The sequence below is a fragment of the Bradyrhizobium sp. ISRA436 genome (assembly GCF_029910015.1).
In the GTDB taxonomy this organism is placed as follows: Bacteria; Pseudomonadota; Alphaproteobacteria; order Rhizobiales; family Xanthobacteraceae; genus Bradyrhizobium.
The window spans coordinates 6,730,184-6,756,066 of record NZ_CP094519.1; the positions used below are offsets into that span (position 1 = coordinate 6,730,184).

Annotated in this window: 25 protein-coding genes and 2 tRNA genes; 7 read left to right on the forward strand and 20 right to left on the reverse strand. The window is 63.8% G+C overall.

Features of this window, described 5'->3' with window-relative positions:
- Nucleotides 1–225: 225 nt before the first annotated feature.
- The 5 genes from MTX23_RS31280 to MTX23_RS31300 all read right to left on the reverse strand — a co-directional run bounded on the left by MTX23_RS31280 (nt 226) and on the right by MTX23_RS31300 (nt 5,132).
- A complete protein-coding gene (locus MTX23_RS31280) occupies nt 226–531 on the reverse strand; it encodes a hypothetical protein (RefSeq protein WP_280973946.1) in 306 nt (101 codons plus the stop codon).
- A 37-nt stretch (nt 532–568) separates the two neighbouring features.
- The gene (locus MTX23_RS31285; protein ID WP_280973947.1) at nt 569–2,473 is read right to left on the reverse strand and encodes a response regulator; all 1,905 of its coding nucleotides are present in this window, start codon (nt 2,471–2,473) and stop codon (nt 569–571) included.
- Nucleotides 2,474–2,516: 43 nt separating this feature from the next.
- Nucleotides 2,517–4,010 (reverse strand): circadian clock protein KaiC, encoded by a 1,494-nt coding sequence (kaiC, locus tag MTX23_RS31290; protein ID WP_280973948.1) that lies wholly within the window; start codon nt 4,008–4,010, stop codon nt 2,517–2,519.
- Nucleotides 4,007–4,288: a circadian clock KaiB family protein gene (locus tag MTX23_RS31295; protein ID WP_280978280.1), complete on the reverse strand. Its 282-nt coding sequence runs from the start codon at nt 4,286–4,288 to the stop codon at nt 4,007–4,009. Before MTX23_RS31295 ends, kaiC begins: the two co-directional genes overlap by 4 nt.
- Nucleotides 4,289–4,463: 175 nt before the next feature.
- Nucleotides 4,464–5,132 carry a LuxR C-terminal-related transcriptional regulator gene (locus tag MTX23_RS31300; RefSeq protein ID WP_280973949.1) on the reverse strand — a complete coding sequence of 223 codons (669 nt, stop codon included), beginning with the start codon at nt 5,130–5,132 and terminating at the stop codon, nt 4,464–4,466.
- Between the two features lie 433 nt (nt 5,133–5,565).
- Here MTX23_RS31300 and MTX23_RS31305 point away from each other — a divergent pair.
- Nucleotides 5,566–6,632, forward strand: a protein-coding gene (locus MTX23_RS31305) for an IS630 family transposase (protein WP_280971795.1) whose coding sequence is annotated in 2 segments (ribosomal slippage) — nt 5,566–6,052 and nt 6,052–6,632 — 1,068 coding nt in all. Because the reading frame shifts where the segments join, the coding sequence is not laid out codon by codon here.
- Between the two features lie 273 nt (nt 6,633–6,905).
- On the opposite strand, the gene MTX23_RS31310 is transcribed toward MTX23_RS31305, so the two are convergent.
- From MTX23_RS31310 to MTX23_RS31345, 8 genes are all read right to left on the reverse strand, one after another.
- Nucleotides 6,906–6,981 (reverse strand) — tRNA-Phe (locus MTX23_RS31310).
- A gap of 142 nt (nt 6,982–7,123) precedes the next feature.
- Nucleotides 7,124–7,306 carry a DNA gyrase inhibitor YacG gene (gene yacG, locus MTX23_RS31315; protein ID WP_280973950.1) on the reverse strand — a complete coding sequence of 61 codons (183 nt, stop codon included), beginning with the start codon at nt 7,304–7,306 and terminating at the stop codon, nt 7,124–7,126.
- A gap of 122 nt (nt 7,307–7,428) precedes the next feature.
- The gene (locus MTX23_RS31320) at nt 7,429–8,058 is read right to left on the reverse strand and encodes a Maf-like protein (protein WP_280973951.1); all 630 of its coding nucleotides are present in this window, start codon (nt 8,056–8,058) and stop codon (nt 7,429–7,431) included.
- 371 nt (nt 8,059–8,429) lie between these two features.
- Nucleotides 8,430–8,894, reverse strand: a complete 465-nt coding sequence (locus MTX23_RS31325) for a low molecular weight phosphatase family protein (RefSeq protein WP_280973952.1) — start codon at nt 8,892–8,894, stop codon at nt 8,430–8,432.
- Nucleotides 8,895–8,948: 54 nt separating this feature from the next.
- The gene (locus MTX23_RS31330) at nt 8,949–9,452 is read right to left on the reverse strand and encodes a UPF0262 family protein (RefSeq protein ID WP_280973953.1); all 504 of its coding nucleotides are present in this window, start codon (nt 9,450–9,452) and stop codon (nt 8,949–8,951) included.
- Nucleotides 9,449–10,744: a histidinol dehydrogenase gene (gene hisD / locus MTX23_RS31335; protein ID WP_280973954.1), complete on the reverse strand. Its 1,296-nt coding sequence runs from the start codon at nt 10,742–10,744 to the stop codon at nt 9,449–9,451. The genes MTX23_RS31330 and hisD overlap by 4 nt, the downstream gene beginning before the upstream one ends.
- 135 nt (nt 10,745–10,879) lie before the next feature.
- Nucleotides 10,880–11,302, reverse strand: a complete 423-nt coding sequence (locus MTX23_RS31340; RefSeq protein ID WP_280978281.1) for a DUF2948 family protein — start codon at nt 11,300–11,302, stop codon at nt 10,880–10,882.
- A gap of 156 nt (nt 11,303–11,458) precedes the next feature.
- A complete protein-coding gene (locus MTX23_RS31345) occupies nt 11,459–13,156 on the reverse strand; it encodes an FAD-dependent oxidoreductase (RefSeq protein WP_280973955.1) in 1,698 nt (565 codons plus the stop codon).
- Between the two features lie 539 nt (nt 13,157–13,695).
- On the opposite strand from MTX23_RS31345, the gene MTX23_RS31355 reads away from it, so the two are divergent.
- Nucleotides 13,696–13,770, forward strand: a tRNA-Thr gene (locus MTX23_RS31355).
- A gap of 42 nt (nt 13,771–13,812) precedes the next feature.
- On the opposite strand, the gene MTX23_RS31360 is transcribed toward MTX23_RS31355, so the two are convergent.
- The 6 genes from MTX23_RS31360 to MTX23_RS31385 are packed head-to-tail and all read right to left on the reverse strand — an operon-like array spanning nt 13,813 to nt 17,698.
- A complete protein-coding gene (locus MTX23_RS31360; RefSeq protein WP_280973957.1) occupies nt 13,813–14,484 on the reverse strand; it encodes a DUF1109 domain-containing protein in 672 nt (223 codons plus the stop codon).
- Nucleotides 14,481–15,113, reverse strand: a complete 633-nt coding sequence (locus tag MTX23_RS31365; RefSeq protein WP_280973959.1) for a sigma-70 family RNA polymerase sigma factor — start codon at nt 15,111–15,113, stop codon at nt 14,481–14,483. The genes MTX23_RS31360 and MTX23_RS31365 overlap by 4 nt, the downstream gene beginning before the upstream one ends.
- The gene (locus MTX23_RS31370) at nt 15,100–15,615 is read right to left on the reverse strand and encodes a DoxX family protein (protein WP_280973960.1); all 516 of its coding nucleotides are present in this window, start codon (nt 15,613–15,615) and stop codon (nt 15,100–15,102) included. Before MTX23_RS31370 ends, MTX23_RS31365 begins: the two co-directional genes overlap by 14 nt.
- Before the next feature lie 2 nt (nt 15,616–15,617).
- Nucleotides 15,618–16,400, reverse strand: coding sequence for a DNA-binding domain-containing protein (locus tag MTX23_RS31375; protein WP_280973961.1), 783 nt, complete (start codon nt 16,398–16,400; stop codon nt 15,618–15,620).
- Nucleotides 16,384–17,271 carry a DUF692 domain-containing protein gene (locus MTX23_RS31380; RefSeq protein WP_280973962.1) on the reverse strand — a complete coding sequence of 296 codons (888 nt, stop codon included), beginning with the start codon at nt 17,269–17,271 and terminating at the stop codon, nt 16,384–16,386. The genes MTX23_RS31375 and MTX23_RS31380 overlap by 17 nt, the downstream gene beginning before the upstream one ends.
- Nucleotides 17,272–17,329: 58 nt before the next feature.
- Nucleotides 17,330–17,698: a DUF2282 domain-containing protein gene (locus MTX23_RS31385; protein ID WP_280973963.1), complete on the reverse strand. Its 369-nt coding sequence runs from the start codon at nt 17,696–17,698 to the stop codon at nt 17,330–17,332.
- A gap of 268 nt (nt 17,699–17,966) precedes the next feature.
- Here MTX23_RS31385 and MTX23_RS31390 point away from each other — a divergent pair, with 268 nt between their 5' ends.
- The 3 genes from MTX23_RS31390 (at nt 17,967) to MTX23_RS31400 (ending at nt 21,628) form a co-directional block, all read left to right on the forward strand.
- Nucleotides 17,967–18,287, forward strand: a complete 321-nt coding sequence (locus MTX23_RS31390; protein WP_280973964.1) for a hypothetical protein — start codon at nt 17,967–17,969, stop codon at nt 18,285–18,287.
- A 233-nt stretch (nt 18,288–18,520) separates the two neighbouring features.
- Nucleotides 18,521–19,261 (forward strand): outer membrane beta-barrel protein, encoded by a 741-nt coding sequence (locus tag MTX23_RS31395; RefSeq protein WP_280973965.1) that lies wholly within the window; start codon nt 18,521–18,523, stop codon nt 19,259–19,261.
- A gap of 222 nt (nt 19,262–19,483) precedes the next feature.
- Nucleotides 19,484–21,628 (forward strand): HAMP domain-containing methyl-accepting chemotaxis protein, encoded by a 2,145-nt coding sequence (locus MTX23_RS31400; RefSeq protein WP_280973966.1) that lies wholly within the window; start codon nt 19,484–19,486, stop codon nt 21,626–21,628.
- 450 nt (nt 21,629–22,078) lie between these two features.
- Here the strand turns inward: MTX23_RS31400 and MTX23_RS31405 are convergent, their stop codons facing one another.
- A complete protein-coding gene (locus MTX23_RS31405; protein WP_280973967.1) occupies nt 22,079–23,107 on the reverse strand; it encodes an IS110 family transposase in 1,029 nt (342 codons plus the stop codon).
- Between the two features lie 251 nt (nt 23,108–23,358).
- On the opposite strand from MTX23_RS31405, the gene MTX23_RS31410 reads away from it, so the two are divergent.
- Together MTX23_RS31410 and hemA are read left to right on the forward strand one after the other, a co-directional pair.
- Complete coding sequence (locus tag MTX23_RS31410; RefSeq protein WP_280973968.1) at nt 23,359–24,420, forward strand: MBL fold metallo-hydrolase; 1,062 nt, start codon at nt 23,359–23,361, stop codon at nt 24,418–24,420.
- Between the two features lie 188 nt (nt 24,421–24,608).
- Complete coding sequence (gene hemA, locus MTX23_RS31415; protein WP_280973969.1) at nt 24,609–25,838, forward strand: 5-aminolevulinate synthase; 1,230 nt, start codon at nt 24,609–24,611, stop codon at nt 25,836–25,838.
- Nucleotides 25,839–25,883: the final 45 nt, after the last annotated feature.

Genomic DNA, 25,883 nt, shown 5'->3' on the forward strand with positions numbered 1-25,883 from the left:
GTCTTGTCCTCAAGATACAGTTCTGTTTTAGAACTAGTCAAGCACTTAGATGACAGTCCATTGGCAGTGAGCGGCGCGCTTTCTGCGTGCCGGGAAGTTACGCGTTAGAGCGGAAGGTCCGTCAGTCAGCGAGGCGCGGGATACACTCACGCGCTGGAATGTCGACCGAGAAGGGCACGCGTGATGCGCCTCTTCCAACCAATATGTAAATTCCATTATTGAACTTTATTGATCTGGGGAGATGCGATCAAACGAGATGGCTTCGAACGGCAGCACAACACCCGGGCCGGACGACTGCGTGTCCGATAAAGCCTGACGGCCGATGATGTGGTTGTAGACATGAGGTTCGAAGACGTTGGCTGAATAAGACGCCTTCACCCGATCCGTCATCATTCCCCGGCCCAGACAACGGACGATACCGATCGGAAGGGCCGCCTCGTGGTTTTCGCGCGTCGTCACATGATACAGAGCGTCTTCTGTGAAGAACTGCGGCCAATCGCCCAGCTTCACGTCATCGACAGCGTCGGGCATACGAATTGATCAGACTTTGTAGGAAACGATCCACACATCAGGACGAAGGCTGGCCACGTCTGCGAGCTCGAAACCCCAACCTTTCCAGCGTGGCCATGAGCGCCTCTAGATCAAAGGGCTTCGCGACTATATGCAGCAGCACATCTTGCTCAAACCGGCGACGGAGATCCTCACTGACATAGCCAGTTGCCAAGACGATTGGCAAATCTGGCCAAAGGGCCCTGATCTCGGCGACGAGTCCATCGCCCGGTTTGTCGGGCAGTCCAAGGTCCACTATTGCGGCGGCTAGCTTGTCGCCGACGCTGCGGATCTTTGCGAGGGCCTCGTGGAAGCTGCCAGCTTCCTCGGCCTCCAGTCCTGCTCGCGCCAGGGCATCCACCACCAACATGCGAATGAGAACTTCGTCATCAACGACAAGAATGCGATCGCCTTCTTGACCTTCTTGGCGACGATCCAGCAATTCCCGAATGCGTGAGGCCAGAGCTGCAAAGCTGAAAGGCTTGCTGAGCAATTCAACGCCGGGAGCGAGCCGTCCTTCGCGTACTAGGACGCTACCGGCATAAGCCGTTGTGATCAATATCTTCACGGAGGGCTTGATCGCGCGGATGCGGTCGGCGAGGGCTCTGCCGTCCATGGCGCCCGGCAGACCGAGATCGGTGAACAGAAGGTGGATTCCATCTTCGCGATCCAAAATCTCAAGAGCCGAAGCCGCATCGATCGCCGCAAAGACAACGTAGCCTAGCTCGCACAGGCTGCTGACGGTGTAATTGCGGACATCCTCGTCATCCTCAACGACGAGGATGCCTTCGCTCTCGCCGGCAAGCGGAACCTGGTCGATCATTTTCTGGCAGTCGCTTGGCTGAAGGGCGCGGCGCGATTCTGCTACCTTTGGGAAGTAGACCTTGACGGTCGTTCCGATTCCAGGCTCGCTGTAGAGTTTCACGTGCCCGCCGGTCTGTTTGACAAAGCCATAGACTTGGCTGAGCCCGAGGCCAGTGCCGCGTCCATCGGGTTTGGTGGTGAAAAACGGCTCAAATACCTTCTTAAGGATGTCCGGACTCATCCCGGTGCCCGTATCGGCAACCGCAATCATTACATGCGGTCCGGCCGTCACCTCCGCGTTTGCCGCGGCATAGACCCTGTCGAGCTGGACATTCGCCGTCTCGATCATGAGCTCGCCGCCGTTCGGCATCGCGTCGCGTGCGTTGACTGCGAGGTTCAGGATAGCGGCTTCAAGTTCGGTCGGATCTGTCTCTATGTTCCAAGCCGCAGGATCGAGCGCGGAGCGGACATTAATGCTCTCGCCCAGTGTGCGCTGGAGTAAATCGGACATCCCCAACACGAGTTCGTTGACATCGATGGTGACGGGCGCTAGCGGCTTTTGGCGCGCAAAGGCGAGCAACCGTTCAGTGAGAGCTGCCGCGCGGCGTGCGCCGCGCGTCGCGTTGTCAAGGGCCTGGATCCGCGCGGTTGCTGCAGAGGACTGCCGGCGCGCACTCTCCAGATTTCCAAGAACGACCGTTAGCAGATTGTTGAAATCATGCGCGATGCCGGCCGTCAGCCGGCCGACGGCCTCCATCTTGGCGGACTGCCTCAGGCGCTCCTCCGTCGCCTTTCGTGCCGATATATCACGCAGGCTCGCCAGAAGGGCAGGTCGCCGATCCCATGTCGTTTCCACAACCCGGATCTCGGCCTCGGCTGAATCGCCGCCCGGACGATGCAGTGCGATCTCCGTCGTTTCTCCCCCGATGAGGGGGATGCCTATCTGCGAACCGATCAGCACTTCCCGCGTTCGACCGAAAATCTGCTCCGCGGCCGGATTGACGAACAACACAGTGCCGTCTTCGTCAACCACGACAATACCGTCGGCATTCTTCTCGACGAGGAATCTGATATCTGCCTGATCGATACTGTCCCTTCCGCGGGGACCTGCCGCATTCATCGTGGTCTCTCGCATCGGCCTGGAATTTTGAGGAGTCGAATCCTTAGTGTCCGTACTCGGCATTACCCCCGGTGAACACGTTGGGCGCCGCTTCGAAAGCTGCTCCAAGATGCATGCCGGCATTGTCGATGGTGAATCGCCGAATTTCCTTGGCGTGTTCGCTGCCGCGCATCTTCAGGATCATGAGTCCTCGATGCATTGTGTTCTGTTCCTGGATGTAGCGCAGCAAGATGATCGAGTCGGTGAGGGTTGAAATATGTTGCTCGCTGGCACTTTCGCCACCGACCAGCGACTTGCTGGTTGCGGTACAAAGGCCGGCGATTTCTCGTTTCTTGATGAATGACGTGAGGCTGATCAGGAATTCACGAAATCCGGTATCAGGTGCGATCCGCTCCAGCGCGGAGAGACTGTCAATGGCGATCCGACTCGGTTGAAATTCGTCAACCAGGCTCTGGATCGTGATGAGATGATCAGGCAATCCCTGTGCCTCCGGATAAAGACAGACAATCTTGAGCCTGCCGTCAGCTTCCATCTGCGCGAAATCCACGCCCCACCCGCTTGCATTGCGAAATAGCTGGCCTCGGCTCTCTTCGTAACCGAACAGGATGGACTTTTCTCCGGCGGCAACCCCACCGGCGAGGAAATTCGTCACTAGCAGAGTTTTGCCAGTTCCTGTGGCGCCGCTGACAAGCGTGACGCTGTCGCGGAAAAAACCTCCACCACACATCTCGTCGATCGCCGGATTGCCACTGGTCACCCGGACCATGCTCGATTGCTGCTCGAGGCGCAGTGACGACAAGGGCACGGCCACGACGCCCTTGTTTTCCAGCAAGGTAAAAGGCGCTTCGCCTTCAGCATGATGACTGCCGCGCATCTTGAGCACTTCGATCGTGCGGCGGCGCTTTTCACGATGAAGCACGTTTCGCAAGATGACGACGTTATCGGCGACGAACTCCTCCAGGCGGTGACGCGTGATCTCTCCGTATTCATTGTTGCGCTCGGCGGTCATAAGCACGGCGAGCTTCGATTTTTTCAAGGCACTGCTGATGCGGAACAGCTCGCGACGCAGGATCTTTGGATCACCGATGAAATGATCAAAAAGCTGCGTAAGCGAGTCGAGCACCACGCGACGGGCGCGGACGGTCTTGACGGCATGGTCGATGCGTGCCAACAGACCGGCCAGATCGTAGTCGCCGACTACCAGTTCGTCGCTCGCCGAAGGGCTCGCGTCGACGAAGGCCAAACGGCCTTCCTTGCGCCAGGCCGGAAGATCCCAGCCGAAGCCACGCATATTCGCCTCGATGTCGGTGGGCGGCTCTTCGAACGTCACCAGCACTCCGTTCTCACCGTAGTGGGTGATCCCGTGGGCGAGAAATTGCGTGGCGAAGACCGTTTTGCCGCTGCCAGGTGTTCCACCGACGACCGTGGTGCGCCCGCGCGGGAGACCGCCCATGACCAGTTCATCGAAGGCATTCACACCTGTCTTCACTCGATCGAGAACGTCGGAGACCTCCACCGCCTCCTCTTGCGTGATCATGCGGACTCCCCTTTCGGTTCTAGGCCAAGAAACTCCAGGACGCGCTTGATATCGCCGAGGTCGCCGATGATTCGCCGTGAACGCTCGGGATGTTCATAGGCAAGGGTCGGCGTCGCCAGGATGCCGGCTTTCTCGGCGAGTTCCGGCTTTTCCTGCACGTCGATGACCTCAATCTTCAACTCGGGCCCGATCTGTGCCTGGAGCCCTGCGAGCTGCTTCTCGGCACGCCGCGCAGTCGCGGACGCTCCGGCAACATAAAGGCGGAGGATGGCATCCATCACGGGGCATAGCCTCGTTGCATATCGCGCGCCGCTAGCAGGCACTGTGCGGACCTGCAGCCGCCCTTTCAAAGCGGACGATCCATTCATCCGCGCATGCGATAGATGGAAGAGTAAGAACAGCGTTCGGGCGGCACGCGCAAGAGAGAGAGAAATACCAAGATACTAGTAAGGCTCATTCCTGCGGAGCATTCCGACGCGGCGGCCTTAGCCGCCGCGGCGGCAGAGCATCATGGCTGGTGACCCCGCGCTCACGGGCCCAGATGATCGCGGCGCTCCGACGATTGACGCCGATCTTTCGGTAAAGTGAAGCGATGTGGTTGCGGATCGTATTCTGTGAAAGATTCAGCATGGTACCCATTTGGGCATCGCTGCGGCCTTCGCAGATGAGGCCCAAAACTTCGCACTCTCGATCCGAGAGAATGTCCAAATCCGAGAGCCTTGGCACCGCCCGTTTGGTTGGACGGAACGCCTTGAGCTTTTCGATGAAGGCGCGCGTAAACCAGGACGCATCCGTCATTGCTGCCTCGACCGCCGCGATGGCATCGTATCCTTGGACGTCCTGAAGGGGTTCGTACTCCCGGATCAGGCACAACGTCGCCGCCTCGCCATTGATCATCAATTCCTGGACATGGAGACAGCAGTGAACGCCCAGGCCAGGATCGAGCCCCCGCAATGTCGCCGCCAACTGTTCGATGCCGCCGTTCAGACGCGCGCGCGTACGCTCATCCATCCACGCAATCTCGCGATTAGAATCAAGCAGGATCGCGCCCGTGCCGAGCGCGGACAGGACGCGCGCGAGGCGTTCCTCTAGACACGAATGATCGTTCGCCACTTTGTCCATGGCGCTCCCCCTTTGCGATCGATGTGAGGGCTGACCAACTGTGAAACGTTCGTTCGCTCTGATAACGCCGGGCGAGAAATGTCGTTCCCTTGGGCCAAGCCATTAGTAAAAAAGCACTATTTCGGTTGAAATGACCTGGAGCTTCCTTGGTAAGTCTTGAAGCCGTCTTGGGCGGCATCCGGGGTTGGATGGTTGATTGGTCGCTACAAGCTCATAGAGCTTCTGTCGCCGAGGAGGTCGACTCGAGTCACGCCCTTCCCTGTGCCGAAATTCGACGCCAGACTTCCAGGTATCCGGGCTAGGCCCAACATTGGCGGGCCCTTCGTTTGGATCGCGACCTTATACCAACGGCCCCCGGATTTGACTCACATTTGGGATTTCCAAATCAGTGAGTTTCTGAATCGATGTTGCTGCGTAGACAGGAGCAATATCGATGGGGGCAGCGGTAGCGATTACGCGGCTTGATTTGACCGCGGGCGAGCTTCGGAAGGCGGCGCGCAGAGAGAAGAATAGTACGGTAGCGCGGCGGATATTGGCGCTTGCGCTTGTGCTGGAGGGCGCGGACCGCAAGAAGGCAGCCGAAAGTTGCGGGATGGATCGTCAGACCCTGCGGGACTGGGTGCATCGTTATAACGCCGAAGGCTTGGCGGGACTGCGGTCGCGCAAACCGACGGGACCGCGGTCGCGGCTGACGACAGAGCAGCAGGCCGAATTGGCCGCGTTGGTCGAGGCCGGTCCCGATCCTGAGCAGCATGGGGTCGTACGTTGGCGGCGGGTGGATTTGCGCGACGAGCTTGAGCGGCGGTTTGGCGTCAAACTGCACGAACGTTCGGTCGGCAAGGTTCTGGCCAAGCTCGGGTACCGCCGGCTCTCGGTGCGGCCGCGCCATCCGCAAGCCGATGAAGCGGCTCAGGAAGCGTTCAAAAAAACTTTGCTACGACCCTCACGACAACGCTCCCCGCTCACGCCCAAGGCAAGCCGATCGAAATCTGGTTCCAGGACGAGGCGCGGATCGGCCAGCAGGGCACGCTGACACGCGTGTGGGCCAAGCGTGGCTCACGGCCTCGCGCGCCGCGCGATCGACGTTACGATTGGGCTTATCTCTTCGGTGCCGCCTGTCCTCAACGGGGCGTCGCCGCGGGTCTTGTCATGCCGACGGCAAATGCAGAGGCGACGTCACTGCATTTGGAGGCAATCAGCCGCAAAGTTGCACCCGACGCACATGCCGTTCTCGTCTTCGACGGCGCCGGCTATCACAGTGCCGGCACCGTCCGAGCTCCGGAAAATATCACTCTGTTACAGCTGCCGCCTTATGCGCCCGAGCTCAATCCGATTGAAAACGTCTGGCAGTACCTGCGCGCCAACAAGCTCGCCATCACCGTCTTCGACGACTACGACGATATCGTCGCCAAGACCTGCGAAGCCTGGAACTTCTTCGCAAATGATCCAGGTCGCATCGCCTCAATCACAAGCCGCACTTGGGCAACAGTCAATCCTTAGGGTCATTGGTATTATTGGGACGCATTTCGCAAAGGAAGTTTTGTCGCTCGAAAACTGGCCCTCTGCCACCGGTCGGCGTCTCTTGAGGCGTTGCCCGGATAGATCGAGCCGGTTGCTGGATCGACCGCGGCTATGGCGGGCGCGATGAGTGCAAGCAGGATGATGTAGAGGGGGTCGGGTGGGGCGCCGCTGTCGGAACGACGGTTATCCGCAATCCAGGCTCACGCAATGCCCCCGCACCAAATCGTAGTTTAGCGCACAAAAGCGAAGTGATGGTGCCCAGGGGCGGGATCGAACCACCGACACTGCGATTTTCAGTCGCATGCTCTACCAACTGAGCTACCTGGGCATACCCGGCTTGAGCCGAAAAGGCCGAAGCGAGCGGGCGGTTTATAGAGAGGTCGAAGCGCTGTGTCCACCCGGCTTCGCCATTGGCTTCGCCGGGCGCTGCCCCGGACTGGAGATTTCCCCAACTCGTTGGGAAATCGGGGCTATTCCGGGTCCTCCTCGTCGTCCTCGCGGCCGGGGACGACATAGGCGCCGCTGAGCCAGCGGTTCAGGTCGACGTCGCGGCAGCGCGAGGAACAGAACGGGCGGAAGGCCTGCTCGGCGGGCTTGCCGCAGATCGGGCAGGGCCGCGCCGGGCCGAGGGGTTTTCGTGCTTGGTCATCCATGGCTGAGACAGAGCCTACACCAACTGCCGATTCAAGGGCGCGATGGCCGCGAGGTTCCTCTCCTCCTTACAAGGGGAGAGGTGCACTGTGGATGCGGCGCCAAGCTCTATACCTGTCGGCCCTCACACCGCGACGGAGTTAAGCCAGCCGTAGCGGATCGGAAAGCCCTCGCCGCCGAGCAGCGTCACGGTCTCGTAGAGCGGCAGGCCGACCACGTTGGTATAGGAGCCGACCATCTTGACCACGAAGGATCCGGCGATGCCCTGCACGGCATAGCCGCCGGCCTTTCCGCGCCATTCGCCGGAGCCGATATAAGCCTGGATGTCGTCCTCGCTGAGCCGCTTGAAGCGGACGCGCGTCTCGACCAGGCGCTGGCGGAATGCCTCGCGCGGCGTCACCACGCAGATCGCGGTGTAGACGCGGTGATTGCGGCCCGAGAGCAGTCGCAGGCACTGCGCGGCCTCGTCGACCAGATTGGCTTTCGGCAGGATGCGGCGGCCGACCGCGACCACGGTATCGGCCGCCAAGATGAACGAGCCGCGCAGATCATCATCAAGATGCACCGACTTCAGCGCGGCATCCGCTTTGGCGCGCGCCAGACGGTTGGCGCAGGCGCGCGGCAGCTCGCCCCGCCGCGGGGTCTCGTCGACATCGGCCGGGCGCAGCGCATCGGGCTCGATGCCGGCCTGGTTGAGCAGCGCCAGCCGCCGCGGCGAACCGGAAGCAAGAACGAATTTGGGACGGCCTAGCATGCGGGTTTTGGGCTGGAATCGGGGGGACGAACGCGGGCGGAACCTATCGGATGGGGCATGCTTGCACAACCTTGGAACCGGCCGCGAATCGCGCTCCCCGATGGAGACAAGGCCCCATAAGCACAGCTGTTTGTCACTCTGGCGACAAGCCCCAAATTCGTCGGTCGGATAAGCAGGCCTGTTCACCTCTCCCTTGTGGGAGAGGTCGGAATTCAAGCGGAGCTTGAATTCCGGGTGAGGGGTTCAGGTCTGTCCGTCGACCGCCGTCCCTTGAAAGACCGGGACCCTTCACCCGGATTGCATCTGGCGATGCAATCCGGCCTCTCCCACAAGGAGAGGCGAAGCGGAGTGTGCGGTCACTGTCGAGTTCACTATATGCTTGCCGCCCCAGCTTGCGCAAAGCGGCGGCGGATGCGCAGCAACAGGCTGTCGCAGACCTCGCGATAGGCGGCGAGCTTCTGCTCGCGGTTGCCGTTGGTGCCGGTCGGGTCCTGCGTCGGCCAATATTCGACGTCGGCGGCGAGCGTCCGGGTGAGATCGAGCGCCTTGTGGTGCGCCTCCGGCGACAGCGTGATGATCAGGTCGAAGTTCAACCCTTCCCAATCCTCGAGCTCCTCGAAGGTGACGGGCTTGTGGCCGGAGATGTCCTGGCCGTATTCGGCCATCACGGCGACCGCGAACGGGTCGAGCTCGCCCTTCTTCACGCCGGCCGAGCGCACATAGAGACCTTGCGGGAACATGTGCTGCAGCAGGCTCTCGGCCATCGGCGAGCGTACGGCGTTGTGGCCGCATGCGAACAGCACGGCCTGCGGATTGCGCGCGCGCGGCGCCTCCATGCGATCAGGCTTTTTTCGACCGGGGCACGCCCCCGTCAAGCTTGGCGTCCCCCATCACGCGCCCTCACCCTTCCAGTGCAGCACAGTGATCAGCGTGAACAGCCGCCGCGCGGTCTCGAAATCGACGCGCACCTTGCCCTTGAGCCGCTCCTGCAGCGTGCGCGAGCCCTCGTCATGGATACCGCGGCGGCCCATATCGATCGCCTCGATCTTGTCCGGCGTCGCGGTGCGGATCGCCTGGTAGTAGCTGTCGCAGATCATGAAGTAATCCTTCACGACGCGGCGGAACGGCGTCAGCGACAGCAGATGCGCCACCACGGGCGTGCCGTCCTCCTTGCGGATGTCGAACATCAGCCGGTTGCCAGTGATGGCGATGTGCACCGTGTAAGGGCCGGGCTCGGTGCCCTCGGGCGCGAACAGATTCTGCTCGATCAGGTCGTAGATCGCGATCGCGCGCTCATGCTCGATGTCGGGCCCGGAACGGCCGATCGATTCCTCGTCGAGCGTCACCGCGACGATGCGATTGTTGGAATCCTCGTCGGCAGGTGGCTTGGTCATGAGAGGTTGAGGCGCAATCCGACGGAACGTGAATGGGCATCGAGACCCTCGGCCTGGCCGAGCGTCATCGCGGCGGGCCCGAGCGCGCGGAGCTGATCCGGCCCGCACTTCAGGATCGAGGTTCGCTTCATGAAGTCAAGCACCCCGAGGCCCGACGAGAACCGCGCCGAGCGCGCGGTCGGCAGCACATGGTTGGAGCCGCCGACATAGTCGCCGATCGCCTCTGGCGTGTGTGCGCCCAAGAAGATCGCGCCGGCATTGCGGACCTTCTGCGACAGGCCCTCGGCGTCCGCGGTCATGATCTCCAGATGCTCGGCCGCGATCGCGTTGGCGAGCTCGATCGCGTCCTCGAGTTTCGCCACCTGGATCACCGCGCCGAAGTCGTTCCACGAGGCGCGCGCGATCGCGGCGCGCGGCAGCGTCGCAAGCTGCGCCTCGACCGCGCGCTCGACATCGGTGGCGAGCCGCGGACTGTCAGTGATCAGGATCGACTGCGCGCTGACATCATGCTCGGCCTGCGCCAGAAGGTCGGCCGCGATCCAGTCGGCATTGCCGGTGTCGTCGGCGATCACAAGCACCTCGGAAGGGCCGGCGATCATATCGATGCCGACCTTGCCGAACACCAGGCGCTTGGCCGCGGCGACATAGGCATTGCCGGGGCCGACGATCTTGGCGACCGGCGCAATCGTCGCGGTGCCATAGGCGAGCGCGGCCACCGCCTGCGCGCCGCCGACGCGGTAAATCTCGGAGACGCCGCCGAGATCGGCGGCCGCGAGCACCAGCGGGTTCAGCCTGCCGTCCGGCGCCGGCACCACCATCACCACCCTCGGCACGCCGGCGACCTTGGCCGGCACCGCGTTCATCAGCACCGAGGACGGATATGCCGCGGTGCCGCCGGGCACGTAAAGCCCGACCGCATCCACCGCGCTCCAGCGCCAGCCGAGCTCGACGCCGGCGGCATCGGTGAAGCGTTCGTCCTTCGGCATCTGGCGGCGATGGAAGGTCTCGATCCGGTCGCGAGCGAATTTGAGCGCGTCGACGGTCTTTGGGTCGCAGGCCTTTACCGCGGCATCGACCTCGGCCGCGGTGACGCGCAGGCCGGATGCGTCGATGTCGAGCCGGTCGAACTTCTTCGTCGCCTCGATCAGCGCGGCATCGCCGCGGGCCACCACGTCGTCGACGATGGCACGGGTGGCGCGCTCGACGTCGGCCGATACCTCGCGCTTGGCTGCCAGGAAATCGCGGAATCGCTGGTCGAAATCGGCGCTCTGTCGGTCCAGGCGAACGGGCATGGCGGCTTTCTAAGGATGACTCGAGGGATCACGTCCACTGCTCAATGGCGCGGCGGATTATGGCCGTCAACCCTTCGAGGCTCCTCATTCCGGACCCGGTGCGGCGGATTGGCACGGAATGCCGCGTCCCGGGCTCTAATGGCGCGAGGTCCCGAGATCGTCGGTCCCGAGATCGGTCAATTCGCACTCCAGGCACTCGACATCCAGCCGCAGAGCCGCGCCGTGGCTGAACATCAGCAGCGCGCTGCCGCCCGGCGGATCGGTGGCACAGAATTCGATCCCGAGCAGTTCCAGGGTGGCTTCCGGGGCCGCCAGGTCTATGTTGCGCGACTTGCAGGCCAGCACCCGGTCGAAGCGCAGCGCGGCGAGCAGCCGCCGCGAGCAGGCCCCGCCCGACAGGGTCTGCTCCCAGTCCAGCCTGTTCATGCCGACCACGAGGCGCTTCTCGCACTGCCGCCAGACGATGTCACAGGCCTGGACGCGCGCGTCCTGCACATGGGCGGAGATGACCGCAAGGTCATCGGCGTCAAGCGCAATCAGTTTCAACGGGGCGGTCAGCGACATGACGACAGATATAGTGGCTCCCCGCGCGGGAAGTACCGGCGCCCGGGACAAAAAACTGCCGGATGACGTCGCCGTAGCGGAACCCGATTTCCCGAGGGTCTTCACGCGCGAGACGTCGCACTCAACGCGTTGCAGCCTGCATCCGCTTTGCTACAGCGTCGGGCTGCTATCGTCGGCGAGATAGCCGTGCAGAGCGGCGACCACCTGTGCGCCCTCGCCGATCGCGCCACCGACGCGCTTGATCGAGCCGGAGCGGACATCGCCGACCGCGAACACGCCAGGCACGGAGGTTTCAAGCTGCGGCACCGACCGCGCGCCCTCGCCGTTCTGAACGCCGGTCAGCACGAAGCCGGCGCGATCGACCTGTACGCCGCAGCCGTCGAGCCAGCCGGTGGCCGGATCGGCGCCGACGAACAGGAAGAGGTTGCGGATGTCGAGCGTGAACTCGTCGGGCGCGAGCCGGCTGCGCCAGCGCACGCGCTCCAGCGTCTCGGCACCCTCGAGCCCGATCACCTCGGTGTTGAACATCAAGTCGATGTTCGGCGTCGCCTCGATGCGCTCGATCAGATAGCGCGACATGCTGGCGCCCAGCCCGCCGCCGCGGATCATCATGGTGACCTTGCGGACATGCCCAGAGAGAAACACCGCCGCCTGGCCCGCGGAATTGCCGCCGCCGACCAGCACGACCTCCTGGTTGGCACAGAGCCGCGCCTCGATCGGCGAGGCCCAGTACCAGACGCCGCGGCCCTCATAGGCATCGAGATTGTCGATCGCGGGTCGCCGATAGCGTGCGCCGCTCGCGATCACGATCGATTTGGCGCGCAGCGTGTGCCCACATTCGGTGGCGAGCGCGAACACGCCCGACGTCTTCGAGCAGTCGAGCGATTTCACGGAGACCGGGATCAGCATCTCGGCGCCGAATTTCTGCGCCTGGTTGAAGGCGCGCCCGGCAAGCGCCTGGCCGGAGATGCCAGTCGGGAATCCCAGATAGTTTTCGATGCGCGCGCTGGCGCCGGCCTGGCCGCCGAAGGCGCGCGAATCGAACACCGCGACCGACAGCCCTTCGGACGCCGCATAGACCGCGGTGGCAAGCCCCGCCGGGCCGCTGCCGACTACGGCGACATCGTAGAGCTTGTCGTGGGCATGGCTGCCGATCATGCCGAGCGCCATCGCAAGCGCCGTCTCCGACGGATTGCGCAGCACGGCGCCGTTGGGACAGACCACCAGCGGCAGGTCGGCGCGGGAGGCCGAATAGCGCGCGACGAGGTCGGCGGCGTCCTTGTCGGTCTCGGGATCGAGGAAGTGATGCGGCTGGCCGTTGCGCGACAGGAAATTCTGCAGCCGCGCCATGTTGCCGAGCGATGCGGAGCCGATCAGCACCGGCCCGCCGGCTCCACCCTGGATCAGGCTGACCCGGCGCAGGATCAGCGCGCGCATGATGCGCTCGCCGAGATCGGCCTCGGCGACCAGCAGCGCACGCAGTTTGTCCGGGGGAAGCAGCAAGGTCTCGACGTCGCCATCGGCATGGCCGTCGACCAGCGCGGCGCGCCCGGAGAGCTGGCCGATCTCGGCAAGGAATTGGCCTTCGCCCTGATCGATGATCGGCGTGACGTGGCCGAGGCCGTCGCGCTGGGTGATCGCGACCGAGCCCGACAGCACCACGAACATGCCGGGCCCGGGCTTGCCGGTCTCGAACAGCGCCTCGCCGTCCTTGTAGGAACGCGACTCGCCGAAGCGGCGCATGCGCTCGATCTCGTGCGGCGTTAGCGTCGGGAAGGTCTGCTCATGACGTGGAAAGGCGTAGGCGGTGGCGTTCAGTCGATCGATCGTAGCTTCGGCCGCAGCCATCTCAGCCACCCGCTTCCCCGTAGCGCTTCACGCGCCGGCTAGTGCCCGCGCCCGTTTCCACCCGCGTCATCTAAGGAGCCATCGGCCGCTCTGGAAGGAGCGGCCCCATCCCGGCCACGCGCCTGCGATTTCCGCCGTTTCAGATTTTCACGCAGCGCCAACTTCAACCGGTCCTGTCGTGACTCCTTCGCGCGGGCTCCGGCCTGTCCAGCGCCCTTATCCTGATTGCTCGTCATCCTCTGAACGCTCGTCGCCAATGCCTTTCACGCCCAATAGTAAACAATGCTCCGACGCTGCGCACCCACCCGGCCGGCTAGGGTACGATTCGGCTTTGGTTGGCGCAGAGTGGCCCGATCAGCGGGATTGGGAACCAAATCGGCAGGGAATCGACCGAATTGCAGCGGATCGCGGCACAAAATGCCATTTTCGGTCGCCTTCGCCGGTTTCCGGGGCGCTCTTTCGCTTGCGCCAAGGGGAGGCCTGTGGCAAGAACCGCCCGCTTGGACGGGCCCTTGGGGCCGATTCTATTTCCCGGGCATGCTGCCGTAGCTCAGTGGTAGAGCACTCCATTGGTAATGGAGAGGTCGACAGTTCAATCCTGTCTGGCAGCACCAGGCTTTCCTCGACACCGGCGGCTGTTGCGGCGATACGCTGGGTCAATCCCGCGGGTAGAGCGTTCGTGGCGCGACCCAGCGGAACATTCTCCGGCCGAAGGCGCCTGACAGCCCGACAAACAAGATTGCCGTCCCCAAGTTCCACATCAGGATCATCACGCTCGCGTCGATCACATGAAATAGCGACAGCGCCGTCGCCGTGATCGCAGCCACCGCCAGACTACCCATCATGGTCGCTGCGGTCGGGCGGAGCGGCGCCGCGTAGCGCAGCATGACCAGCATGGCGAGCGACAAAGGCAAGCTGGTCAGCACCAGAGTTGCGAAACATCGTGCGGCTTCGCCAAAGCTCATACCTTCGGGCCCAATCGAGACCCACTCTGTCAGGCACTGATAGCCGATATTCGATAGCCACAGAACCAGCGCCGGGAGCGGCAGAAGAAGCCAGAAGCGCGATCGATCGGGAAGACTGACAAGGAAGGCGGCGACGGCACCGAGCACGCCGGTCAAAGCCGAGGCCGCCATGCACACAGCAAATGCCGGCTGATGCAGCTTCTGAACGAGGTCGGGGCGGACGCCCTGATTAACGGCGAGGAGCATCAACACCGCGGCCGCAAGCAGGAGCCAGCAGGCTGCCCGCATCACAGGTGGTCGCAACCGCCGGACCGGCGTAGCGTTCGCGGCAAGCGAAGCAATAAGATCGGATGTCTTGATCACGGCTCGCTCCGATCGACCAGCATCTTCTTGAGGCTCTTCAGGGCGCGGTGGACGTTCACCTTGAGCGACGTGACGGACATGCCGCTCACGACCGCAGCCTCCTTTAATGACATCTCCCTGAGCTTGAGCAAGCGGATGGCATGTCGCTGCGCAGGTGGAAGATTGTCGACGATCCCCTCGAGTTCCTTACGGTCCGGGCTCTCCTCGAAGTTCGTTTGAGACTCGCAAAAGGCTTCATGCTCGGCAGTCAAGGCGACCTCCCGCTCGCGCCGACGGCCCTGGCGGCGCAGCCGGTCGATGAAGCGCCGGTTGGCGATCGCGACCAGCCATGGCGCAAACGGGCGGGCAGGATCGTAGGTCTGCCGGATCGAATGCACGGTCAGCAGCACGTCCTGGACGGCATCCTCGACGTCGCTGGAGTCCCGGTGTCTTCGTGCCGCAAGCGAGCGCAGATAGGGTGTGATTTCCTGCAGCAGCCGGTGATAGGCGGCTCGGTCACCATCCTGAGCATGGGCCATCAGGATGGACCAATCGACATCTCTCGCGACCGGTGCGGTTTGGCGGCCGCCCTCGTCTTTCCCGACGAGCCGAAGCGATGGTCCGCTGCCGCGGGGATCAGGCGACATCATGCGCGCCTCCCCGCTTCCTGGAAGACCATAACCTATCGAGCCAATGGTCAAGGGACAACGCGCCTGGGCCGAGCGCGATGATGGCGAGCGCGAGGCCCGCCCAGGGCAGGTGAAAGTTTGCCCAGCCTTCCGGCACCACGAGCTGGATGACGCCGGTCATGACGAGCAGCCCGAGTGCGGAGAAGCGGGTCGCAAGCCCCAGCACGAGCAGAACGGGGAGCACGATCTCAGCAATACTGTCGACATAGGCGAACACGGTCGGCACAGGAAAGTCGTAGGCTTGACCGAAGATATGTAGCTTGAATTCGTCCTCGAAGAGATACTCCGCGGCTGGCGAAAGGGACAGGAAGCCAACCCATTTGGTGAGCCCGGATTTGAAGAAGGGCACGGCAAGCGCGACGCGCAGCACCGGAGGTGCGATGACCAGGGCGACGCGGGCGAGCCATCCCGCGATCGCTCGTACTGCACTGTCGAAATTTGCGATGATGGCCGCCCCGGTCATGTTCACCTCCGATCCGGAGCGAGGCCGTAGCCAACCAGGGCGCCTGCACACATCAGATCAGTCAGGTTGGCGGCCAGGTCAAAACGAGGATCGGCGATCAGGGCTGCTTGCAGCGCCGGGAGAACCGGTTCCCCGTCAGCCAACGCCTGAATGAATTCGAAGCTGCCGCGCGGAATTGACCGAACCTCAACATCGGCGAGCGGTCGAACAATCAGCACATCCTCGCCGCCGGCCGCTAGATCGACCGGAGCCGGAATGCCGTCGCCTACATTCATCCACCAGATCGTCAGAGCCGGGAATTGCGAGCGGACGAGGCGCAGCGAAGGATGCAGCGCAAGCCGGATCGCCGGAAGCTGGTCGGGCGCTATCGTTGTGAACACCTCGGGGGCAATCGGCGAAGCCTCGGGTGCGTGATAGGCCTGCGCCCAGGCGCGCTCAATGCGTGCAACATCGGCCAGATAGGGCAGCGCGGCGGCGGGCTCGAAGGTCCGGATGAAATCCGCAAAGCCGGCGCCATACTCGAGCAGGATCGGCGAGCGCGGCGGCTCGACTGCGACATAGGCCCGCGCCATCGCGCAAAAGAATTCGTCGCCGACCAGTCGGCGCACGGCCGGGAACCCGTCCTTGAGCGCCTCGATCAGGCTGGCCACGACATTGTTTCGATAGACAGCGAAGCGCTTCAGACTCGGCTCGCCATCCGGACCGACCAGACCATGGGGAATCGGCAGCGCAGGGTTCAGCAGAGCCGCCGCGAAGTCGCCTTGTCGTTCAGCGAGCGGTCGCATGACAGACGGCCTTGGCTTGGGCTGCAACCATGATCGCCTCGGCGCGATCGGCTTCGTCTTTGAGCACGGGCCAGGGCGGCACGTCCGCATCCCACTCGATCAACGTGGGAATCGGCCCCATACGCGCAGCAGCATGGGCGTAGAGATCCCAGACCGTGTCGTCGACCGGGCGATTATGAGTATCGATCAGAAGGGGGCGGCCCTTGTCATCGGCATCGCTCGTGTGGCCGGCGAGATGAATTTCCTGGACATGAGCGAGCGGATAAGCGTCGATATAGGTGAACGGATCCCACTGCTGATTGGCCGAGGCGACGTAGACGTTATTGACGTCGAGCAGCAGGCCGCACCCGGTGCGCCGCACCACCTCCGCGATGAAGTCGATCTCCGAGTAGGTGCTGTCGGCGAAGGTGAGATATGTTGATGGATTCTCCAGAAGCATTTGCCGGCCAAGAGCATTCTGGACCTGCTCGATGTGCTCGACGACGCGGGCGAGTGCTTCGCCGGTGTAAGGGACTGGCAGCAGATCGTTGAGAAATGCGCTGTCATGCGATGACCAGGCCAGGTGTTCGGAGAACAGTCCCGGCGCGTAGCGCCTGACCAGTTGCTTGACACGCTCGATATGCATTTGATCAAGCGGCCGATCGGCGCCGATCGAAAGCCCGACGCCGTGCAGCGAGAGCGGATATCGCTCGCGAATGGCCGACAAATAGCGGTGCGGCGGGCCGCCCGCACCCATGTAGTTTTCCGCATGGACCTCGAAGAATCCAATGTCGGGCCGCTGCTCGACGATCGTGCGGTAATGCTCTGCCTTCAGCCCGACGCCGCCACGCGCCGGGATGCGGTCATGGGTGCTTGACGATGGAAGCGGCACGGCAGACCTCCAATCGGAGAGGGAGCGGACGACGCCATCGTCCGCCCAAGCCAAACTCTCAAGCCTTCTTCGGGGTCAGGCTTCCCGGTCCGCTCGGCGTCTGGACCGTCGTGCAGGTGCCCTTCGGCTCAAGCTTGAACGCGTTGCCCTGATAGTTCACCGTGCTGGTGCCGGCGCAGGTCGTACCCGGCCCCGCATAGCAGTCGTTCTGCCCCTTCAGCGCCACGCCGTAGCATTTCTCCATCTTGCCGCCTTTCAGCGCCTTCATGGTCTTGGCCTGATTTTCCTTCATCATTTTTTCCATGTCGCCCTTCCCCATCTTTTCCATGCCACCTTTCATCTCTGCGGTGGCCGGGGTGACGGTGAGCGATGCGATGGCCGTGACGAAGGCGCCGGTAACAAGTGCCGATAGCATGCGATTGGACATATGTGTTCCTCCGGGGCTTGCTTTGCGAGCCTGTGCAAGGTTGCTTGCGGCGCGCCGAGGCGGCCGCCTAAGGAAGGTTCGGCCGAAGGGCAGAAAGGTTACCTGGCAAGGAAGATTTTCGGCGGCGCCACAAGCAGCCCCCGTATTGGCGCGACGTTGCGTGTGCACCCGTGACCAACTGGAGGGAGATAATGCTGGATCGAATCGTTGACAGCATCGTAGCTCACGTGACTCACTTCACACTTCACTGCTCCGGAGCGGAACCCAATTGACCGGTCCTGAACTCAAGAAATTGCGCGAAGATCTCGGCGAGGCGATCGGGCGGAAGCTCACGGCGGCCGACATGGCGAAGCTGTGCGGATTGCCGGACGTCGGCGGCGCCGACACGATCCGCCGATGGGAGGTCTCTGGCCCGAGCCCGCAGGCCGCCGAGCTGCTGCGCGTGCTGGCGATGGCGAGCGAGCGCTATCCGATCCTCGAGAAGTTCGACGTGTTCAATCGCCACGACGTCGCCGAGAAGGATCGCCCGGCGCGCCGGCTCGCATTTCGCGAACAGATGCGCGACGACGTGCGCCGCCGGCTTGGTTAAGCAAGGCTTACCTGGTTAAGAAAGCCTTCACGCGGTCTCGCGTTAAGCCTCCCTTCAGCCCTCGTTAAGCGTCCGTTAGGCACAAGAAAGCGTTTCCGTGCCAACGGGTTGGGTTAGCGGCCGCTGTCGTCATCGGGTGACAGCATTTTATTCAAATTGGGCCTAACTGCGCGGCCTAAGGATGGCGCCGACAAGCGGCGTCTCCCCATGACTTGTCCGGAGACTGACCCCCAATGAAGAAGTTCCTGCTCGCAACCGTCGCCCTCGCAGCCACCGTCGCCGCCTTGGGCGCGACCGCCCAGGCTGCCGATCTCGGCGCCCGCTCCTATTATCAGAAGGCGCCGCCGGCGCCCGTTTACGCCGCACCGCTCTACAACTGGACCGGCTTTTATATCGGCGGCCATCTCGGCGGCGTGTTCTCGAGCAACAACACCTTCAACGGGCTCGCGCTCACCGACTCCAGCGCCCGCTTCATGGGCGGCGTGCAGGCCGGCTACGACTGGCAGTTGTCGCCGAACTGGGTGATCGGCCTCGAAGGCCAGTATTCCTGGGTCGGCAACCACCAGCTCAACGCGATCTTCCCGAACGGCCTCGTCTACAACAACAACCAGCGCGGCATCGCGTCGGTGACCGGCCGCGTCGGCTATACCTGGGGTCCGGGCCTGATCTACGTGAAGGGCGGTTACGCCTATTCCGACAACAACGAGTCCGTGACATCAGGCGGCGTGCCGGTCGCCTTCGCGCTCAGCGACAATCACAGCAACGGCTGGACCATCGGCGCCGGCGCCGAATACATGTTCGCCCCGAACTGGTCGGCGAAGGTCGAGTACCAGTATTACGACTTCGGCGACAGCCGGTTCACCAGCCCGGCTGCATTGGTGCCGTTCGGCAGCTTCCACAATGACGAGCACACGGTGAAGGCGGGCCTCAACTACCGCTTCAACCTCGGCGGCCCGGCGGTCGCCCGCTACTGAGAACACGCATCACAACCAGGCGTGGAAAAGGCCGGCTCACGCCGGCCTTTTTGCGTTCGAATACGTGCATCGATTCCGGTACGCGGAAGAAAGCGGCAGCGGGCCTCCGACGCCCAAAAATCGCGCAGCGCGCCGCAATTTGCCCGATTTTGTTAACCGGCCACAACGATACTGCCGCGCGAGGAACATCCAAGGGCAGTGACCACGGGGGACACGGGGGCAATGGCGTTTCGGTTCAAGCTCGGCAAACTCAATCTCAAGCGTATTCGCCTTCCGCAGATGGGCGTCAGGGGCAGCCTGTTCGCGGCATTCGCTGTCATTGCAGGCATGGCGCTGGTCATCAGCGCCGGGGCCGGCGTGGTGCTGCACCAGCTCGGCAGCACGATGACCAATCTCAGCGGCCGCGACATTCCGCGGCTTGCCGCCAGCCTGCAACTCGCCGCGCAGAGCGCCGCGCTCGCCGCCCAGGGACCCGGGCTGCTCGCCGTGCAGACCGACGATGCGCTGGCCGAGCGCACCAAGAAGGTGCAGGAAGTCGCCCAGCTCACCAACGCCAAGCTCGGCGAGATCATCAAGCTCGGCGCCGACAAATCCGTCGTCAGCGCGCTCCAGGACAACGTCAAGAACACCGACGATGCAACCAAGAGCCTGATCTCGGCGGCACGCGAGCGGCTCGACATCGGCGCGCTGCGCGACAAGCAATACAACACGCTGCGCAAGGCCCAGGCAGCCTTCGTCTCGGCCGCCAATCCCGCGATGCTCGACGCGCAGACGCGCCTCAACGCGATCCTCGCGTCGGCCGAAGTGTCCGCGGATGACGCCACCGCGGCGGCCCGCACCGTCGGCCAGATCAGCAACGTGCTCGCCGCCGGCAATCTGATGGCGGCCGACATGACCGCGGCACTCTCGGCCAATTCCAGCGAGACGCTGGATGCGATCGAAACCGAATTCAAGGCCGGGCGCGAGCGCATCAAGTCCAATCTGGAAGACCTGCCGAACAATCCGGCGATCGTCGCTGTGCGCGACACCGCGCAGAAGCTGCTGGCGCTCGGCGAAGGCAAGACCGGCGTGTTCAAGATCCGTCAGAAGGAGCTCGACTCGATCGACTACGGCCAGACCATCCTGGAAGAAACCCGCAAGCTCAATGTCGGCCTCGGCATCAGCGTCCAGCAGCTGGTCGATGCCGTTCAGAAGGACACCGACACCTCGACCTTCCAGGCGCGGCAGCAGGTCTCGTTCGCGACCATGGTCATGATCGCGCTCGGCGCGCTGACGCTGGTCGGCTCGTTCCTGTTCGTCTGGCTGTATGTCGGGCGCAACATCCTGCGCCGCATCCGCGGCCTGCAGCGCTCGATGCAGCTGTTGTCCGACGGCGACCTCGACACCGAGATCCCGCAGAGCCGCCAGCGCGACGAGATCGCCGTGATGGCCGACGCGCTGCAGGTGTTCCGCGAGAGCATGCTCGAGGGCCGCGAGCTCTCGGCGAGCCAGAACAAGGACCGCATCGCCAAGGCCGAACGCGCCTCGCGTATGGAGACGCAGATCACCGAGTTCGAATCCACGGTCCGCACCGCGCTCGGCAGCCTGCAGTCCGCGGCGAACTCGATGCAGTCGACCGCACAGAGCATGTCGGCGACCGCCGACCAGTCCAGCGCGCTGGTGAGCGCGGTTGCGTCTGCGGCAGAGGAAACCTCGGTCAACGTGCAGACGGTGTCGGCCGGCACCGAGGAGCTGTCGTCGTCGATCTCGGAAATCGGCCGCCAGGTCGTCACCTCCGCGGAGATCGCCCGCAAGGCGGTGGAAGAAGCCCGCGCCACCGACTCCACGATGCAGGGGCTGGCCGACAACGCCGCGCGCATCAGCGTCGTGGTCGATTTGATCCAGACCATCGCCTCGCAGACCAACCTGCTCGCGCTCAACGCCACCATCGAGGCGGCGCGCGCCGGCGAAGCCGGCCGCGGCTTCGCCGTGGTCGCCTCCGAGGTGAAGAACCTCGCCAGCCAGACCGCGAAGGCGACCGAGGAAATCCGCCAGCAGATCGTCAGCATGCAGGAGGTGACGACCACGGCGGTCTCGGCGATCCGCAACATCTCGAGCACGATCGGCGAGATCAACGACGTCACCACCGCGATCGCCGCCGCGGTCGAAGAACAGGGCGCGGCGACCCGCGAGATCGCCCGCAACATCCAGCACGCCGCCGGCGGCACCAGCGAGGTGTCGAGCAACATCGTCGGCGTCAGCAACGCCTCCTCGGAAGCCGGCGCCGCGGCGGGCGAAGTGCTGAACGCCTCCGACGCACTGCGCCGCGAGGCCGACGTGCTGCGCTCGGAGATCGACAGCTTCCTGTCGAATATCCGCGCGGCGTAAGAGCAGCGCCGATCCGTCGTTCCGGGATGGTCCGAAGGACCAGACCCGGAACCTCGAGATGGTTCGCCTCTTCGAGGCGCCCCGGAATGACCGGCGATATCGGCGACGCCGCCGTAGCCCGGATGAATCGAAAGCGCAATCCGGGGCTGCTCTTGGAGATCGACAGATCCCGGATTGCGCTTCGCTCCATCCGGGCTTCTGTAACGGGCCTTGGTTAGTCAATCCCTTTTTGCGTGGTCCACTTGCCGGGCACTTGCTTCTGTACGGGATCGGCGCAGTGGCCGTCGCCTGATGGGGTGCATTGAGGAGCCGGCCGGCCAATCTACGGAAGCGTGGTTGTGAACCGACTTCCCGGATGGCGGCCTGACCGGATCCGTCGTCCCGGCAAAGGGACTTCGCTCGGGGAAGGCCTGGTGTCGTGGCCTGCCCAGATCGGTTGAGGCTCCTTCCTTAGGTTGCGTGGGCCATCGGATTGAAGGGTTTCGCATCAGCCAGCATCCGATGCAGGATGACTGCGAGCTTGCGCGCCAGCGCCACCTTGGCCTTGCGCATGCCCGCACGTTTGGCAAGCCGCATGGCCCAGCTCTTCAGCGCCGAGCAGTTCCTGACCGGCTTGGTCAGCATGACGTGGGCGGCCTGGTACAGCGCCTCCCGCACCGACGCGTCGCCGATCTTGCTGATGCGGGCAGTGTAGTCGGTTTGCCCCGACTGATACTTCTTCGGGGTGAGCCCAAAATGCGCGCCGGTCGCCTTCGAGGAACGGAACCTGATCGGATCGTCGATCGCGGCGGCATAGGTGAGCGCCACGATCGGGCCGACGGCCGGCGTTGTCATCAGAAGCCGGGCCGGGGGATGCGATCTGGCGAGCTTCTGGGTGTGTCTGTCCAGGCCATTGAACTCGCGCAGCAACACGGCATGGGCTTCGAGCAGGGCCTGCGCCACCAGCTCAAGTCCGGGGTGGCCGGCGACGAGCTCCCGGATCCGGTTGGCGAACGTGCGCTCGGTGGTCTTGCCGACCTTCAGGCCAAAGCCCCGCAGCACGCCACGTACGCTGTTCTCGATGTCGCGCAGCTTCGACTGCAGCAGCTTGCGGGCCGTCAGAACCGCCCGCGTCTCCTGCGCTTCAATCGACTTGCAGTGGACCGGCCGGAACCAGCCGAGCCGCATCAGTTGGGCGATGCCGCGGGCATCGTTGCGGTCCGACTTCACCGGCATCGCCTTGAAGGCATCGCGGACGTGCCGGGTCTCCAGCAGCTCGACGGCAAGCCCGGCCGCGCGCAGCGCCGTGGACAGCCATTGCGACAACGGACCGGCCTCCAGTCCGATCCGCTCCATCGCCTGGCCCAGCGATCGGAACCAGGCGATCAGCGCTTCCGGCTCGCTGGCAACCTTCGCCTCCCGCAAAATCTTGCCCGCGCCATCGACAACGCAAACGCTCGAGCTTTCCAAAGACACGTCGATTCCTGCATAGTGGTACATGGTCGTCCCTTAATGATGCTTGGAGCGGGCTCGCCCGACTCCGTTTGAACACCATCAGTTTGAGGGACGACCGCCTGCCCGAAAAGCCGCACGCGAGCGCGCTTCCACATCGCGCCGTCGCGACCGGGCGGCTATATCCGTCGGCCCGTTACCCCATCTACGGAATTTCGGCTCCTGCCATCCGATTCCCCCGGATCGCCATCCTGATTTTTCGGCTGGCGCGGCCGGCCGTGTCCCGCTAAGCCGGTAGCATGCATTCGAAGATCGACAGCATCCACTCCTCGGCAGAGGCATTGCGATACCCCTGGGAGAACCATCCCGGCCATGATCAGGTCGTGGAGGTGGCGCCCGGCGTGCTCTGGGCGCGGCTGAAGCTGCCGTTCCGCCTCAACCATGTGAACATCTACCTGCTCGCCGACGGCGACGGCTGGACCATGGTGGACTCCGGCTTCGGCAACGAGGAATCGATCGCGGCCTGGACCACGCTGTTCGAGGGACCGCTCAAGCACGTCAAGGTCACCCGGCTGATCGTGACGCACTCGCATCCCGATCATGTCGGTCTCGCCGGCTGGATCACCGAGCGCTTCAACTGCCCGCTGTTCATGTCGCAGGTCGAGTATCTGCAGTCGGTCTATCACCAGAACCGCGGCACCGAGGAACGGCGCAACGCACAGCGGCTGTTCTTCCGTCGCCACGGCATGGACGAGGACCTGACTGAAAAGCTGCTCGGCCGCGGCCAGGACTATCTCAAGCGGGTGTCGGTGCTGCCGCCGTCCTATCACCGCCTCACCCATGACGACGAGGTCGTGATCGGCGCGCGGCGCTTCAAGGTGATCACCGGCGGCGGACACGCGCTCGACCAGGTGACGCTGTATTGCGCGGCGGACAAGCTGTTCCTCTCCGCCGACCAGGTGCTGAGCAAGATCTCGCCCAATGTCAGCGTCTGGGCGGTCGAGCCCGAGCAGAATTCGCTCGGCGAATATCTGGCCTCGCTGGCGAGCCTCACCACGACGCTGCCCTACGACGTGATGGTGCTGCCCGGCCATGGCGTGCCGTTCTACCGGCTGAAGACCCGGATCAAGCAGCTCGCCGATCACCATGAGGAGCGCTGCCGGCTGATCGCGGACGCCTGCCGCGAGGTGCCGCAGACCTCCAAGGAGCTGGTGCCGGTGGTGTTCCACAAGCACGTGCTGGACGCTCACCAGATGGGCTTTGCCGCCGGCGAATTGATCGCCCACGTCAATTACATGCTGGTCGAAGGACGGCTGACGGCCGAGGCGGCCGACGGGGTGTTGCGCTTCCGCACCACCTGAGCGCGCCCGCAATGCGGGCAAATTGGCCCCCCGCATCGCGCCGATTTGATCGAAATCAAGCCTGACCGGCTCGCTAGGGCAATTTGCCCAATGCGCCCGCGCGGCCAAATGTGGGCGAGCGCATGGACATTGGAGCTGGAAAAGCTCTAAGAAGAAGGAGCAACTCCGGTCAGGTTCCAGGTTCGCCGATGGACTACAGCCAGTTCTTCAACGCCGCCCTCAACCGCCTGCATGACGAGCGGCGCTACCGCGTCTTCGCCGACCTCGAGCGGATCGCGGGCCGCTTCCCGCACGCGACATGGCATTCGCCCAAGGGCCAGCGCGATGTCGTGATCTGGTGCTCCAACGACTATCTCGGCATGGGCCAGCACCCGAAAGTGGTCGGCGCCATGGTCGAGACCGCGACCCGGGTCGGCACCGGCGCCGGTGGCACCCGCAACATCGCCGGCACCCACCATCCGCTGGTGCAGCTCGAGGCTGAGCTCGCCGATCTCCACGGCAAGGAAGCCGCGCTGCTGTTCACCTCGGGCTATGTCTCGAACCAGACCGGCATCTCGACGATCGCAAAGCTGATCCCGAACTGCCTGATCCTGTCGGATGCGCTGAACCACAACTCGATGATCGAGGGCGTTCGCCAGGCCGGCTGCGAACGCCAGATCTTCCGCCACAACGACGTCGCGCATCTCGAGGAACTGCTGATCGCCGCGGGCCCCGCCCGGCCGAAGCTGATCGCCTGCGAGAGCCTTTATTCGATGGACGGCGACGTCGCTCCGCTCGCCAAAATCTGCGACCTCGCCGAGAAATACGGCGCCATGACCTATGTCGACGAGGTTCACGCCGTCGGCATGTACGGTCCGCGCGGCGGCGGCATTGCCGAACGCGACGGCGTGATGCACCGGATCGATATCCTCGAGGGCACGCTGGCAAAGGCCTTCGGCTGTCTCGGCGGCTACATCGCCGGCAAGGCCGAGATCATCGACGCGGTGCGCTCCTACGCGCCCGGCTTCATCTTCACCACCGCGCTGCCGCCGGCGATCTGCTCGGCCGCGACCGCCGCGATCCGCCATCTCAAGACCTCGAACTGGGAGCGCGAGCGCCACCAGGACCGCGCCGCCCGCACCAAGGCGATCCTGACCGCCGCCGGCCTGCCGGTGATGTCGAGCGGCACCCACATCGTGCCGCTGTTCGTCGGCGATCCCGAGAAGTGCAAGCGCGCCTCCGACCTGCTGCTTGAGGACCACGGCATCTACATCCAGCCGATCAACTATCCGACGGTCGCCAAGGGCACCGAGCGGCTGCGCATTACGCCCTCGCCCTACCATGACGACGGCCTGATCGACGCGCTGGCCGACGCGCTGCTGCAGGTCTGGGAACGGCTCGGCCTGCCCCTCGGCAAGAAGGCGCTGGCGGCCGAGTAACCCTATCCTGTCCTGATCCCGAAATCGGGCCGGTCGCGCAGTGCG